Origin of the sequence: Neobacillus bataviensis LMG 21833, assembly GCF_000307875.1 — a bacterium.
Lineage (GTDB): Bacteria > Bacillota > Bacilli > Bacillales > Cytobacillaceae > Neobacillus > Neobacillus bataviensis.
In genome coordinates, this window is the sequence record NZ_AJLS01000009.1 from 100,894 (window position 1) to 116,101 (window position 15,208).

Sequence of the window (15,208 nt, forward strand, 5' to 3'; positions counted from 1 at the left end):
AATGGCAATGGAAAAATTGATTGTGAAAGGCGCCAGAGCCCACAATTTGAAAAATATTGATGTCACGATTCCGCGAGATAAGCTTGTTGTCGTGACGGGACTTTCCGGGTCAGGAAAGTCCTCGCTCGCGTTTGATACCATTTATGCCGAAGGCCAGCGCCGCTATGTGGAATCCCTTTCGGCCTATGCAAGGCAATTCCTTGGCCAGATGGATAAGCCTGACGTCGATGCCATTGAGGGTCTATCCCCGGCGATTTCGATTGATCAAAAGACAACGAGCCGCAACCCGCGCTCAACCGTCGGGACGGTGACAGAAATCTATGATTACTTACGGCTATTATACGCAAGGGTCGGACATCCAACCTGCCCGATTCACCATATCGAAATCTCCTCACAAACGATTGAGCAGATGGTCGACCGAATCCTTGAATATCCAGAGCGGACGAAAATGCAAATCCTTGCCCCAGTTATTTCCGGACGAAAAGGAACGCATGTGAAGGTCTTCGAGGACGTGAAGAAGCAGGGCTTTGTCCGTGTGCGTGTTGACGGAGAAATGGTGGATATCGGTGATGAGATTGAACTTGAAAAAAATAAAAAGCACTCAATTGAGGTTGTTGTCGACCGGATTGTCGTTAAGGAAGGAATCGCTGCCAGGGTGGCTGACTCACTTGAAACAGCCTTGAAACTTGGCGAAGGAAAAGTAATCGTCGACGTGATGGGAGAAGAAGAGTTGTTATTTAGCGAAAACCACGCCTGTCCGATTTGTGGTTTTTCCATCGGCGAGCTTGAACCGCGGATGTTTTCCTTTAATAGTCCTTTTGGTGCCTGCCCAGAGTGTGACGGGCTCGGCTCCAAGCTCGAAGTCGATGTCGACCTTGTCATTCCGAACAGGGACTTAACGTTAAAGCAGCATGCGATTGCCCCGTGGGAGCCGACAAGCTCGCAGTACTACCCGCAGCTCTTGGAGGCCGTTTGCAACCATTTCGGAGTCGATTTAAATACACCTGTTAAGGATATCCCGGAACATCTTTTGGAAAAAGTTCTCTATGGTTCCGGTCGTGAAAAAATATACTTCCGTTACGAGAACGATTTTGGCCAAATCCGCGAAGGAAACATCGAATTTGAAGGTGTCATCCGTAACGTCGAACGCCGCTTTAAAGAGACAAGCTCGGATTACATTCGTGAGCAAATGGAAAAATATATGGGACAGAAGCCGTGCCCAACCTGCAAAGGCTATCGTTTGAAAAAAGAAACGTTAGCTGTTTTGATTGACGGCCGCCACATTGCCAAAGTGACGGATCTTTCGATAGAAGAGGCTTATCAATTTTTCGCCGAATTACAGCTGTCGGAAAAAGAAATGCAAATCGCCAAGCTGATTTTTCGTGAAATCAAGGAGCGTCTTGGTTTCCTAATCAATGTCGGTCTTGATTACTTAACGCTTAGCCGCATGGCTGGCACGTTGTCAGGCGGGGAAGCGCAGCGGATTCGCTTAGCGACACAGATTGGTTCGCGCTTAACAGGCGTGATGTATATTTTAGATGAGCCGTCGATTGGCCTTCATCAGCGCGACAATGACCGCTTAATCGGTACATTGCAAAGCATGCGTGATATTGGCAATACCCTAATTGTCGTCGAGCACGACGAGGACACCATGCTCGCCGCTGATTATTTAATTGACATCGGCCCTGGCGCAGGTATCCATGGCGGTGAAGTGGTTTCCGCTGGAACGCCTGCCCAGGTAATGGCAGACCCGAACTCGTTGACCGGTCAATATTTATCCGGAAAGAAGTTTATCCCCTTACCATTGGAACGCCGTAAGCCAGATGGCCGCTATATTGAAATCAAGGGTGCCTCGGAAAATAATTTGAAAAATGTGAATGTGAAGTTTCCACTGGGCTTGTTTGTTGCTGTAACAGGTGTGTCTGGTTCAGGAAAAAGTACACTCATTAACGAGATTCTCCATAAATCGCTGGCGCAAAAGCTTAACCGTGCCAAAACAAAGCCTGGGGAACACAAGAGTATCAAGGGAATTGAACATTTAGAAAAAGTCATCGATATTGACCAGTCGCCAATTGGCCGGACACCGCGCTCCAATCCAGCTACCTACACCGGTGTATTCGATGATATCCGTGATGTGTTTGCTTCAACAAATGAAGCAAAGGTCCGCGGATATAAAAAAGGTCGCTTTAGCTTTAATGTCAAGGGCGGGCGCTGTGAGGCCTGCCGCGGTGACGGGATTATCAAAATTGAAATGCACTTTTTGCCTGATGTTTATGTTCCCTGTGAGGTTTGCCATGGGAAACGCTACAACCGTGAAACACTGGAAGTGAAATACAAAGGGAAAAGTATTGCCGATATTCTCGATATGACCGTCGAGGCGTCTGTTGAATTTTTTGAAAACATTCCAAAAATCAGCCGCAAGCTGCAGACGATTTTGGATGTTGGTCTTGGCTATGTTAAATTAGGTCAGCCAGCCACAACCCTTTCCGGTGGAGAAGCTCAGCGTGTAAAGCTTGCTTCGGAACTTCATCGTCGTTCGAATGGAAAGACCTTTTATATTTTGGATGAACCGACAACAGGTCTCCACGTCGATGACATTTCCCGTTTGCTGGTCGTGTTGCAACGCTTAGTAGAAAACGGCGATACTGTTTTGGTGATTGAACACAATTTAGATGTCATCAAGGCCGCCGATTACCTTGTAGACCTTGGCCCTGAAGGCGGCGACAAGGGCGGAACGATTATTGCAACAGGAACACCGGAAAAGATTGCAGAAACCCCTGCGTCATATACCGGAAAATACTTAAAGCCAGTCCTTGAGCGTGATCGTTTAAGAATGAAACAACAAATTGCTGAAAAAAGTACCGTAAAAGCATAATTTTGAAGAAGAGTCCGATGAGTTCGGCTCTTTTTTTGTTGTGTTTGGGGGACTTAACACGGTTAGAGTGAGTTTGGCGGAATCAACCGAGAAGTTGGCGGAAATTCCTTAAAGGTTTGGCGGAATTAACCGGAAGTTTGGCGGAATTCCACTTCAAACCGGCGGAATCGCTCCCAGCAGAACTTTTTTCAAAAAAAAATTCCCTGCGTTTCGAACCGATTTATAGAAACTTTTTTCAATCCAGTGCGTACATAAAGGATAGAGGTGATGTACGAAATGGAGACAAGAAAAGTTCTATCAAGTTTGTGTTATTTCAGTATTTTTTTCGCTGGGTTTATTTTTCCGCTTGCTGTTTTTATCGCGACGGGGGATGAAACTACTAAAAAGCATGCCAAGAAGTCGTTATTATCGCATTTAATTCCACTTATCCCGACACCGCTGATAATATTTGCTGTATTTCATGATTTTACCAATCTCCAAGATACGGTTCCTGCTTTTACTATTGTTAGCATCGTGGTGTTGGTCATCATTTGGATTGTTGTAGTGATTTGGAACATTATCAAAGGCGTAAAGGTGCTACTGGCTGAATAGGCTGTAAGAGAGAAAAAATTCTAAATCTGAGGTGGAAACGATGAAAGAGGAAAGAAAACGAATTCTGCAAATGGTCGAAGAAGGAAAGTTGAAGGTTGATGAGGCGCTGGCGCTTCTCGATGAACTAGAAAAAGCACAGCAAACGATGGAGCAGAAGCAGGAACAAATTGTAAACGAGCTTTCAACGGCTGTTCAGTTTGAAGAAGCAAAAAAGGACGACCCCTTCCAAGCGAAATACCAATCAACAAAGGATAAAATTTTTGATTTTGTTGATTCGGCACTGAAAAAAATTAAAGACTTCGATTTTGACTTGAACTTTGGTCAATCGGTTGATATCTCTCATATTTTCCATCAAGGAAATGTGGATGTAAAAGATATTGACATCGATGTGGCCAATGGATCCGTGAAGCTTGCCGCTTGGGAACAGCCGGACGTAAGGATTGAGTGCCAGGCGAAGGTGTATCGGGTGGACAATCAGGATCAGGCACGGCAAAATTTCCTCCGAGATGTGCTTTTTTCCGTGGATGACCAAAAGTTACGTTTTGCAACCCAGCAGAAATGGATGAAGGTGGAGGCGGTCATATATGTGCCAAAACTGCAATATGAGCGCGTACGGATCAGAATGTTTAATGGCGGCGTAACCGGTGAAGAAATGAATCTCCATGACCTTCGAGTAAAAACCGCGAATGGAAAAATTGATCTTAATCGAGTGAATGGAAAAAAAGCCGAGGTCGAAACGGCGAATGGCAGAATTAAGATTACTGGCAGCCAGCTTGATGAGGTCGAAACAGAGACGATAAACGGTGCGATTCAGCTTGAGGGTGATTTTAGAAAGGTGGAATCGCAGTCGTTTAACGGTAATATCAGTGTGAACCTGCACGGAAACCGCCCCGAATTGATTCAAGCAAAAGCAACAACCGGCGGCATTGATCTATTTGTTCCAGAGGGATTGCCGGTCAATGGCGAGCTTAAGACCAATCTTGGCGGCTTTAATGTGAACCTAACCGGCGTCCAGGTGCTGGAGGAGAAAAGCGAAATGATTCAAAAATCGCTTCGCTTCCAATCGGTCAACCATCCTGATAAAATGATGAGAATCTATGCCGATACGAAAACAGGCTCGATTACGATTCACAAATCACAAGAATCATAAATAGGGGATCTTAGAAGATGAGATGGCTGATTGGATGTTTGATTAATGCGGTTTTGTTTATGGCACTTGCGGGCTATTTTCACGAAAGCTTTCAACTGACGGGGTTTTGGGCTGCTCTCCAGGCGAGCATTTTATTATCCATCTTAAATGTGCTGGTGCGTCCGCTCCTTATTTTATTTACCTTACCGGTAACGGTTTTAACGATGGGACTTTTTCTTTTTGTCATTAACGCGATGACACTGGAACTGACCGATTATTTAATGGGTGATGCCTTTGAAATCAACGGCTTTGGCATGGCACTGTTTTTTGCGGTGCTGATGTCGCTTGTGAACATCGTTATTCAAAAAACAATACTGGAGCCATCCAGAAAAGCGAAAAAATAAGGAACTAAGGGTGCAGACCATTGATAAACGTCTGCACCTTTTTCATTTTTTGAACAACTTCCATTTGGTTCTTATTCAAAAAATGCTAAAATAAGAGGAAATGAATTTTTTAGAAAAAATCCTTTAAGGAGGAAGTTCCTTGACAAAAGTACGCACCAAAGATATTTTAGATAAATTTCATCTTGAATTGGTCAGTGGCGAGGAGGGAATTAACCGCCCCATCACCACAAGCGATATATCACGGCCGGGAATTGAAATTGCCGGTTACTTTGAATTTTATCCTGCAGAAAGAATTCAACTGTTAGGAAAAACAGAGCTGTCCTTTTTTGAGGAGTTGCCTGAAGGGGAACGCATTTCCAGGATGGAACGGTTATGCACCGATATCACTCCGGCGATTATTGTTACAAGGGATATCGAAGTTCCGGTTGAACTCATTGAAGCAGCTGAACGGGAATCTGTGCCCGTTTTACGGACAACCATGAAGACTACTCGTTTTTCCAGCCGTCTAACCAATTATTTAGAAAGCAAGCTCGCGCCAACAACGGCAGTGCACGGCGTATTGGTCGACGTTTATGGAATCGGGGTATTAATTACCGGAAAGAGCGGCGTTGGTAAAAGTGAAACAGCGCTGGAGCTCGTGAAGCGCGGCCACCGTCTTGTTGCCGATGATTGCGTGGAAATCCGTCAGGAAGACCAGGATACATTAGTCGGGACATCTCCGGATTTAATAGAACACTTATTAGAAATCCGCGGCCTCGGAATTATCAACGTGATGACACTGTTTGGTGCCGGAGCTGTTCGCAGCAACAAACGGATCACACTGATCATGGATTTAGAAATCTGGGATTCGAAAAAGCAATATGACCGCCTTGGGTTGGATGAGGAAAAAATGAAGATTATTGACACGGAGGTTACAAAACTGACCGTTCCGGTTCGCCCTGGACGGAACCTTGCTGTTATCATTGAGGTAGCCGCGATGAATTTCCGTTTAAAACGGATGGGCGTAAATGCGGCCCAGCAGTTTACCGAGCGTCTTTCAGATGTGATTGAAGACGGGGAACATGAAGATATGTAGGGGGAGAGAGAAAAATGGACGAAACGATTCAACCGCTTAACCCAATTGCCTTTTCACTCGGCCCGATTGACGTGCACTGGTATGGGATCATTATCGGCTCCGGACTGGCACTTGCGCTGTTTATAGCCATTAGAGAAGCAAATCGCCGCGGGCTGCCGAAGGACACGTTCGCTGATTTGATGCTGTGGGCGATTCCGATCGCGATCATTTCGGCGCGGATTTATTATGTGATTTTTGAATGGAAGTATTATGTCAATCATCCGGCAGACATTCCGCAAATTTGGAATGGCGGGATTGCGATTCATGGAGCATTGATTGGTTCCGTCATTACCACGATTGTTTTTGCTAAAAAGCGAGGCATTTCTTTTTGGAAAATTACCGACATTGCTGCGCCAAGTATCATTCTTGGGCAGGCGATTGGCCGCTGGGGAAATTTCATGAACCAGGAAGCCCATGGCGGTGAGGTGACAAGGTCGTTCCTTGAGAACTTGCATTTACCGGATTTTATTATCAATCAAATGTATATTAATGGAACCTACTATCATCCGACATTTTTATATGAATCCATCTGGGATATAGCCGGCTTTTTCCTATTAATTTTCCTTCGCCGGGTAAATTTTCGCCGCGGAGAATTATTCCTATCTTATGTCATTTGGTATTCGGTGGGTCGCTATTTTGTCGAAGGACTTAGGACGGATAGTTTAATGCTTGGCGGCCTGAGGATGGCGCAGACCATTTCGATTGCCTTAATTGTGGCGGCAGTGGCGATTATTCTTTATCGCCGGACTAAACAACAGTCAGTGGCACGCTATTTAGATCAAGCTAATTAAAAAGGGGTATGGGGAAATGTTCGTAAACTCTTTAAAACAGGGGTTACTGGTAGGTTTAAAGACAACATGGTCATTGGGGAAAATTATTTTTCCGGTTACCCTTATTGTGGCAGTGCTGCAATATACACCTGTATTGCCATGGGTGATGAAATTGATTTCCCCACTGATGAAGCTGATTGGTCTATCGGGGGATGCCGCAATTCCGCTTGTACTAGGGAATTTCCTTAATCTTTATGCGGCAATTGGCGCCATTTTGACGCTTGATTTTTCAGTAAAAGAAGTATTTATTTTAGCCGTGATGCTGTCCTTTTCTCATAATTTATTCATCGAATCAAGTGTGGCAATGAAAGCGGGCGTAAAGCTGTGGGTGGTTCTGGTTACAAGACCGGGGCTCGCTCTCCTTTCGGCCATCGTGATTAACCTTGTTTGGCATGGGGGCGGGGAAACCGCGAAGTATGGCTTGATTCAGCAGAGCACGGCACCGGCGGATGGTGTTGCGGGGATTTTACTCGAGGCCGTTCAAAAAGCAGGGCTAGGCATTTTCCAATTGGCCATGATTGTGATTCCGCTAATGGTGGTCATTCAAATTTTAAAAGACTTAAACTGGTTAAATAAATTTTCGAAAACAATGGCTCCGATTACGAAAACGCTTGGCATGAAGGAAAATACCTCCACGACGATGGCTGCCGGTCTATTATTCGGTCTGGCCTATGGCGCGGGGGTCATGATCCAGGCCGTAAAAGAAGATGGCGTCAGCAAAAAGGATATTACCCTGGCGTTTATTTTTCTAATGGCCTGCCATGCGGTCGTCGAAGATACGCTAATCTTTGTCCCGCTCGGTATCCCGGTGCTGCCGCTGTTTTTAATCCGGCTGGGTGTGGCGGTGGTTTTAACTTTAGTGGTCGGTATGATTTGGAAACGCTCGGGGCTAGTGAAAAGAAAGGAAGGCAACTATGAACAACAAAATTACGACAATTCTCTTTGATTTAGATGGTACATTAATTGATACGAATGAATTAATTATTTCGACCTACTTGCATACATTGGAAAAATATTATCCAAGCACTTACAGCCGCGAGGACGTGCTGCCGTTTCTCGGCCCAACCCTACATGATGTCTTTGGCGGCATGGATCCTGATCGTGTCGAGGAAATGGTCTCAGAATATCGTGCCTATAATATTGCCAATCACGACGAGCTGGTAAAAGAATTTGCTGGGGTACAGAAAACGGTTGAAACCTTGAAGAAGCGGGGCTATAAGCTTGGTATTGTGACAACCAAAAAGCTGGATGTGACAATGAAAGGGCTGCGCTTGATGAATTTAGAACAATTTTTTGAAGTGATTGTGGCCTATGATCATGTGGAAAAGGTCAAGCCTGATCCGGAGCCAATCCATAAGGCACTCGAACAGTTGAATTCGACACCATCTGAAGCGATTATGGTCGGCGATAATTTCCATGATATTTTAGCCGGAAAAAATGCCGGCACGTTGACAGCCGGTGTTGCCTGGTCTATCAAGGGAAGAGAATATGTGGCAAAATATGAACCGGATTACATGTTAGAGAACATGGCTGACCTATTAACTGTTCTCGGAGAGTGAGAAGATGAGAAATACGACCCGCCACCCTGTTGAAGGGGCGAACTCTTTATGGCACGTCTACAAGACCGTGCCGTTTTGGAAGGTTGTTAAAAATTTTATTGTGATTCAACTGGCACGTTACACGCCGTTTTTGGGGATGAAGAACTGGTTATACCGTACTTTTCTGAAAATGAAGGTCGGCGAGCAAACCTCCTTCGCCTTGATGGTCATGCTCGATGTGATGTTTCCGGAAAAAATCAGCGTCGGCTGCAACACGGTCATTGGCTACAACACCACAATCCTTGCCCACGAGTACTTGATTAAAGAATACCGGCTGGGTTTTGTCGAAATTGGCAGTGAAGTGATGATTGGCGCCAATTCTACCATCATGCCGGGCATCACGATTGGCGATGGGGCGATTGTCTCAGCTGGGACACTTGTCCATAAGGACGTTCCGCCCGGATACTTCGTTGGGGGCAACCCGATGCGGGTGATTTATACGAAAGAAGAACTAGAAAAACGACGGGCTGATGACCCGATCTATCAATAAAAAGTACAGGCTGGTCTATTTAGACTATGCCTGTTTTTATTTTTCAAAAAAAGGGGACGAAAACAGGAAATATAACACATTTCTGTTCCTTATTAAGGACGATATAATAGTAGGGCATTCATACTAAAAGATTCAGTCTCTATTCATAGAATTGCCTGCGGCAGATTTTTTAATAGCCATTATTCTATTAAAAAATTTGCCGTTTTTTGCTGAATCTTATAAAAGGGAGGGTTACTTTTCATTATTTTTTAGCCTGTATTCTTACTAGTAAGATTAATTACAAGGGATAGGTGATCGGCGGATGAGGAAAAAAAGAAGTTTTGGACAAGTAAGCAAAATAACAGCGGCAGCATTGATATTCAGTACAATGGTATCACCGGCCATTCCGTATAATGTGAAAGCAGCGGAAACAGGCAATACGGCAACCCTACGTATCTTGGAAACTACGGATCTCCATTCAAACATCATGCCATATGACTATTACCAAGATACCGATGCCGGAATTAACTATGGGCTGGCCAAAACAGCTACTTTAATAAAGCAGGCAAGGTCGGAAGTCAGCAATTCCATGCTGTTTGATGCAGGGGATTTGATTCAAGGCACCCCGCTTGCGGATTATGTTAATCGCATTAAACCGTTGGGAAAAGATGATACCCACCCGATATTAAGAGCCATGAATTATTTAGAATATGATGGGGGAATTGTCGGCAACCATGAGTTTAACTATGGTTTGGACTACTTAGACAATGTTATAGAGGAAGCAAAATTTCCAATTGTAAACGCCAACATTTATAAAGATGACAAAGATAGCAACCCTGATAACGATGTAAACTACTTTATGCCTTATCAAATTATCGATAAAACAATTAAAGATGCGGATGGCAATGAGTCAACCATTAAGGTTGGGGTCATCGGTTTTGCACCGCCGCAAATTATGCAATGGGACAAGGATAATTTAACGGGAAAAGTCATTACCAAGGATATTGTCGAACAAGCAAATAAATTCATTCCGGAAATGAAAGCTGCAGGCGCAGAAGTGATTGTTGCGATTGCTCACTCCGGATGCGATATTGCTGAAGAAGGAATAGAAGAAGCAGAAAATGCTGTTTACGATTTAACAAAGGTGTCTGGCATCGACGCGATGCTTTTTGGACATGCTCACGTGAACTTCCCTGGTGATGCTTCTTTTAATAATAAAACTGGCATTGATAATGCCAATGGAAAAATTAACGGTACGCAAGCGGTTGAAGCAGGCTTTTGGGGAAATAACTTAGGCGTCCTTGATTTAGCGCTGGTACAAGGTGCAAATGGCAAGTGGACGGTGGATAAGACAAAATCTACATCCGTAAACCGCCCGGTTACAGATGCCACCGGTTTGGATTCGACAATCGTAGAAGATGTGAAGCCTGAGCATGAAGGAACTCTTGCCTATGTGCGCGGAAAAATCGGGGAAACTACGATTCCAATGCATAGCTACTTCTCGCGGGTCATGGATGATCCATCTGTGCAAATCGTCAACAACGCTCAAGTGGATTATGTGAATAAATGGATTGACACGAAAGCTCCAGAACTTAAGGGTATTCCGGTCATCTCTGCTGCAGCACCGTTCAAAGGCGGACGCGGCGGTGTCAGCGATTTTACAAATATCACTAAGGGCGAGCTTTCGATTAAGAGTGCCAATGACTTATACCTGTTTAATAATACGTTAAAAGCAGTTAAACTAACCGGCGCTCAAGTAAAAGAATGGTTGGAAATGTCGGCAGCGCAATTTTTAACCATTGATCCAAATAAAGAAGGAAATCAAGACTTACTTGATTATGATTTCCGTCCTTACAATTACGATGTGATTGACGGTATTAAATACCAAATTGATGTTACAAAACCGGCGAGATACGACTGGGCAAAAGGTACTTTATTAAATGCTGATTCCCATCGGATTATTAATTTTACAATGATGGACGGAACGCCGATTGCTGACAACCAAGAATTCATTGTGGCTACAAATAACTACCGTGCAAGCGGCGGCGGCGGCTTTCCGCCATTAGTCGGCGGCAAGGCGCAGGTAGTGGTTGATTCACCATATGAAAATCGGCAAATATTAATGGATTATATCAGTGCTCAAGGCACCGTTAATCCTGTGGCAGATAACAACTGGAAAATTGCCCCTGTAGGCGGGAAAGCAACCTTAATCTTTAACTCTTCACCTGTGGCTAAAACCTATCTTGGTCAAACCCCAAATGTGAAGGATTTAGGTGCTTCCACAACGAAGGCAGGCTATGAAACCTATCAGCTTGATCAGTCCGTTCATGTTCAATTGCTAGGGATTAATGATTTGCATGGACAATTAGACTATAAAACTACTGTTTCTGGTCGTGAAGTGGGTGGAATTGAATATCTAGCATCTTACTTAAAACAAAGGGAAGCAACGAATCCTTCCAATACCTTAATGGTTCAGGCCGGAGATTTAGTCGGTGCCAGCCGTCCTGTTTCTGCTCTGTTACAAGATGAACCGACGATTCGTTTCATGAATGAGCTCGGTTTTGATGTTGGAACCATCGGTAATCATGAATTTGATGAAGGTGTAGCGGAAATGAAGCGTCTCATCTATGGCGGTGAACATCCAAAGACCGTTGAAAAATACGGGAAATTTGAAGGTGCGGCATTCCCGTATGTGGTGGCTAATGTTGAGGACGAAAAAACAGGTGAATTAATTTTACCTCCATATGTGGTAAAAGAAGTGGACGGCGTTAAGATTGGTTTTATCGGCGTGGTCACGACTGAAACACCAAGTATTGTGACAGCAAGCGGTGTTGCCGGCGTTAAATTTACAGATGAAACAGCAGCCATTAACAAATACGCAAAAGAGTTAAAAGGGAAGGGCGTCAAAGCCATTGTTGTCCTTGCCCATGACCCAGGAACCTCGGCTCCTAATGGAGACAATCCATCAGGTAAGGTAGTCGATATGGCCAAAGAAATCGATCCGGAAGTTGACGTTATTTATGGTGCACACGACCACAAGTATTTAAATGCAACTGTTTCTGGAAAACTGCTAGTTCAATCCTATTCCTATGGTACTGCTTTTTCCGATGTTGATTTAACCATTGACCCTCTTACACAAGATATTGTGGAGAAACGAGCTGAAGTTGCTTCAACCTTCAGAGATGCGGTTACTCCTGATGCAAAAATCAAGGCAGAGCTTGATCAGTACTTGGCAGAGATTGCACCTATCACTGGTGAAGTAGTGGGCGATGCGGCTGCACCGATATCTCGTACGGCAAATGAGGCAGGGGAAATGCCGCTAGGTAACCTGATTGCTGATGGCATGCGTGCAGCAACAGGAACTCAGTTTGCCTTTATGAATGCAGGCGGAGTTCGCGATGAAATTAAAAAGGCAGGTCCAATCACGTGGGGGGATTTATTCGCCATCCAGCCATTCGGCAATGATATCGTAACCATGAATATTACTGGTGCACAAGTAAGAACGTTATTAAACCAGCAGTTTGCAGCTGACAGAAACCGAATTATGCAAATTTCAGGTTTGAAATACACATGGACAAATAATCAGCCTTTAGGTCAAAAGGTGCTCGATATTTACCTGCCAGATGGTTCGAAAATTGATCCTAAGGGCGTTTATTCTGTGACTGTCAATAATTTCATGGCTGACGGCGGGGACGGATTTGTGGTTCTAAAAGAGGGAACAAATCGCGAAACTTGGATGTCAGATTTAGATGCTTTTGTAGACTATGTGAAATCCTTGAAAGGTCCAATTTCGGCGAAAATTGAAGATAGAATTCTCATTGATAATGTTGCACCAAACGCTCCAGATGTTGGTCAAATTATTGCCCCAGCTAAGAGTGTTACCGGAAAAGCCGAAGCCGGCTCAACCGTAAAAGTGTATGAAGGAAAAACACTCCTTGGCAGCGCCGTTGCTAGTCAAGACGGGGTATTCACGATTCCATTCAAATCCGCGCAGACGCACGGGACAGTGTTAACCTTCACGGCTACAGATGCAGCCGGAAATACAAGTAAAGTAACTTCAGTAACCCTTGTAAAAAGTAACCCGAAGTTCTGGTAGACAGTCCTACTGCACCCCTGAAAGTACCTTTTCAGGGGTGTTTTTCTATCCTAAAAAGGGCAATTTAAAAGGGTTTGGCGGAATTCATTGCAAAGTTGGCGGAATCAAGGCCCAGTTTGGCGGAATTAATCCAAACTATGGCGGAATAGTTCAAAAATTCTTTAAAAAGCACTCCACTAGTCCAATAAATAGGAGATTTTTTCGTTGACGAAATGAAATCAAAGGGGTACACTACTAATAATTATCTTTAATATACTACCAATTTAGCAGACTAAAGCAATGAAATAGAAAAGGGTGAACACATTGAGTCGCTTGTTTATGTTTGAAAAGCCTTTAGGGATGCGTGATACGCTGCCAGAGTTATATGAAAAGAAGCATCGCGTTCGGTCAAGTATGGCGGAAACGATGAAACTTTGGGGCTACCAATTTATCGAAACACCGGCACTTGAATACTACGAAACCGTTGGAGCGGCCTCAGCGATTGCTGACCAGCAGCTTTTTAAATTGCTCGACAAAGAAGGGCATACACTGGTGCTCAGGCCTGATATGACCGCACCCATCGCCCGGGTGGCGGCTTCAAAGCTATTAGACGAGGATCTTCCCGTAAGATTAGCCTACTCCGCCAATGTTTTCCGTGCCCAGCAGCGTGAGGGCGGCCGGCCGGCAGAGTTTGAGCAGATTGGCGTTGAATGCTTGAATGAAGATACTGTTTCATGCGATGGCGAGGCGATTGCCTTGCTGATTTCTTCGTTAAAAAAAGCAGGTCTCAGTGAATTCCAAGTGTCGATTGGTCATGTTGGCTTTGCCCAGGAACTGTTCGTGCAAATCCTTGGAACCAACGGACGTGCCGATGCATTGCGTAAATTTTTATATGAAAAAAATTATGTTGGCTACCGTGAACATGTGAATTCCTTGCAGCTATCATCGATTGATAAGCAAAGACTCTTACAGCTCCTCCAATTAAGAGGTGGTGAAGAGGTCATCGGTCAAGCCCTCGATATTATTGAAAATGACAAGGGGAAGCAAGCGATTATCGAGATGAAAGAGCTGTGGGATGTCATTAAGGATTACGGCGTTGAACAATTTGTAAAATTTGATTTTACCATTGTCAGCCATATGAGCTATTATTCCGGTATTCTATTCGAAGCCTATGCCGGGAATGTTGGCTTTCCGCTTGGAAATGGCGGCCGTTATAGTTTAATGGAGAAGTTTGGAAAGGCCGCTAGCGCCACAGGATTTGCTGTTCGGATTGATATGCTGCTTGAGGCGCTTGGAAGCTCACAGTTAGAAAATACAACTCACTGTATTTTTTTCAGCCAAGAGCGGCGCAAGGAAGCCTTTCTATTGGCTTCAGAAATGCATGAGCAGGGAAAAAGGGTCGTGCTTCAGGATATTACCGGTGTCAAAAATCTGGATGCTTTTACAAAAAGATTTACCGAGACTACTTATTTAATCGGGGGTAGTGCCAATGAGTAACATCCTAACGATTGCCATGCCGAAAGGCCGGATTTTTGAAGAAGCGGTTGAATTACTCCGAAAAGCGGGCTACAAGCTCCCGCCGGAATTTGATGATTCGCGCAAGTTGATTATCGATGTTGCCGAGGAGGGCTTACGGTTTATTTTATCAAAGCCGATGGACGTCGCTACATATGTGGAACACGGTGTTGCCGATGTCGGCATTGCCGGAAAGGACGTCTTGCTAGAAGAGGAGCGGGATGTATACGAACTCCTTGATCTCAAAATTAGCCACTGCTATTTGGCGGTTGCCGGACTTCCTGATACAAAAATGAACGAAGTGGCTCCAAGAGTCGCTACGAAATATCCGAATGTCGCCGAAGCCTATTTTCGCGAGCAAGGCGAACAGGTTGAGATTATCAAATTAAATGGCTCCATCGAGCTTGCCCCGTTAATCGGCTTATCTGACCGGATTGTGGATATTGTGTCAACCGGCCGGACACTAAAGGAAAACGGGCTTATCGAATATGAAAGAATTATTGACGTGACATCGCGGTTTATTGTGAACCCCGTCAGTTACCGCATCAAGGATTTGCAGATTGATGAAATGGTGGAACGACTTAGTAAAGTAGTTTAATTGGGGGTTT

At 44.5% G+C, this 15,208-nt stretch carries 12 protein-coding genes; all 12 read left to right on the forward strand.

Annotated elements, in window-relative coordinates; genetic code table 11:
• The first annotated feature begins 1 nt into the window (after nt 1).
• Nucleotides 2-2,875 carry an excinuclease ABC subunit UvrA gene (gene uvrA, locus BABA_RS01935; RefSeq protein WP_007083435.1) on the forward strand — a complete coding sequence of 958 codons (2,874 nt, stop codon included), beginning with the start codon at nt 2-4 and terminating at the stop codon, nt 2,873-2,875.
• A gap of 276 nt (nt 2,876-3,151) precedes the next feature.
• Entirely contained in the window at nt 3,152-3,466 is a 315-nt protein-coding gene (locus BABA_RS01940; protein WP_007083436.1) for a magnetosome magnetite crystal formation protein family, read from the forward strand.
• A 40-nt stretch (nt 3,467-3,506) separates the two neighbouring features.
• Nucleotides 3,507-4,616: a DUF4097 family beta strand repeat-containing protein gene (locus BABA_RS01945; RefSeq protein ID WP_007083437.1), complete on the forward strand. Its 1,110-nt coding sequence runs from the start codon at nt 3,507-3,509 to the stop codon at nt 4,614-4,616.
• Nucleotides 4,617-4,633: 17 nt separating this feature from the next.
• Nucleotides 4,634-4,999 (forward strand): phage holin family protein, encoded by a 366-nt coding sequence (locus tag BABA_RS01950; RefSeq protein ID WP_007083438.1) that lies wholly within the window; start codon nt 4,634-4,636, stop codon nt 4,997-4,999.
• A 139-nt stretch (nt 5,000-5,138) separates the two neighbouring features.
• A complete protein-coding gene (hprK, locus tag BABA_RS01955) occupies nt 5,139-6,074 on the forward strand; it encodes an HPr(Ser) kinase/phosphatase (RefSeq protein ID WP_007083439.1) in 936 nt (311 codons plus the stop codon).
• Nucleotides 6,075-6,088: 14 nt separating this feature from the next.
• Nucleotides 6,089-6,904, forward strand: a complete 816-nt coding sequence (gene lgt / locus BABA_RS01960) for a prolipoprotein diacylglyceryl transferase (RefSeq protein ID WP_007083440.1) — start codon at nt 6,089-6,091, stop codon at nt 6,902-6,904.
• Nucleotides 6,905-6,920: 16 nt separating this feature from the next.
• The gene (locus tag BABA_RS01965) at nt 6,921-7,889 is read left to right on the forward strand and encodes a nucleoside recognition domain-containing protein (protein ID WP_007083441.1); all 969 of its coding nucleotides are present in this window, start codon (nt 6,921-6,923) and stop codon (nt 7,887-7,889) included.
• Nucleotides 7,858-8,502 carry a pyrophosphatase PpaX gene (gene ppaX, locus BABA_RS01970; RefSeq protein ID WP_007083442.1) on the forward strand — a complete coding sequence of 215 codons (645 nt, stop codon included), beginning with the start codon at nt 7,858-7,860 and terminating at the stop codon, nt 8,500-8,502. The genes BABA_RS01965 and ppaX overlap by 32 nt, the downstream gene beginning before the upstream one ends.
• 4 nt (nt 8,503-8,506) lie before the next feature.
• Entirely contained in the window at nt 8,507-9,031 is a 525-nt protein-coding gene (locus tag BABA_RS01975) for an acyltransferase (protein ID WP_007083443.1), read from the forward strand.
• A gap of 301 nt (nt 9,032-9,332) precedes the next feature.
• The gene (locus BABA_RS01980; RefSeq protein ID WP_007083444.1) at nt 9,333-13,106 is read left to right on the forward strand and encodes a bifunctional 2',3'-cyclic-nucleotide 2'-phosphodiesterase/3'-nucleotidase; all 3,774 of its coding nucleotides are present in this window, start codon (nt 9,333-9,335) and stop codon (nt 13,104-13,106) included.
• Nucleotides 13,107-13,409: 303 nt separating this feature from the next.
• Entirely contained in the window at nt 13,410-14,582 is a 1,173-nt protein-coding gene (locus BABA_RS01985) for an ATP phosphoribosyltransferase regulatory subunit (RefSeq protein WP_040344893.1), read from the forward strand.
• Nucleotides 14,575-15,198 carry an ATP phosphoribosyltransferase gene (hisG, locus tag BABA_RS01990; RefSeq protein ID WP_007083446.1) on the forward strand — a complete coding sequence of 208 codons (624 nt, stop codon included), beginning with the start codon at nt 14,575-14,577 and terminating at the stop codon, nt 15,196-15,198. Before BABA_RS01985 ends, hisG begins: the two co-directional genes overlap by 8 nt.
• The last annotated feature ends 10 nt before the right edge of the window (nt 15,199-15,208 follow it).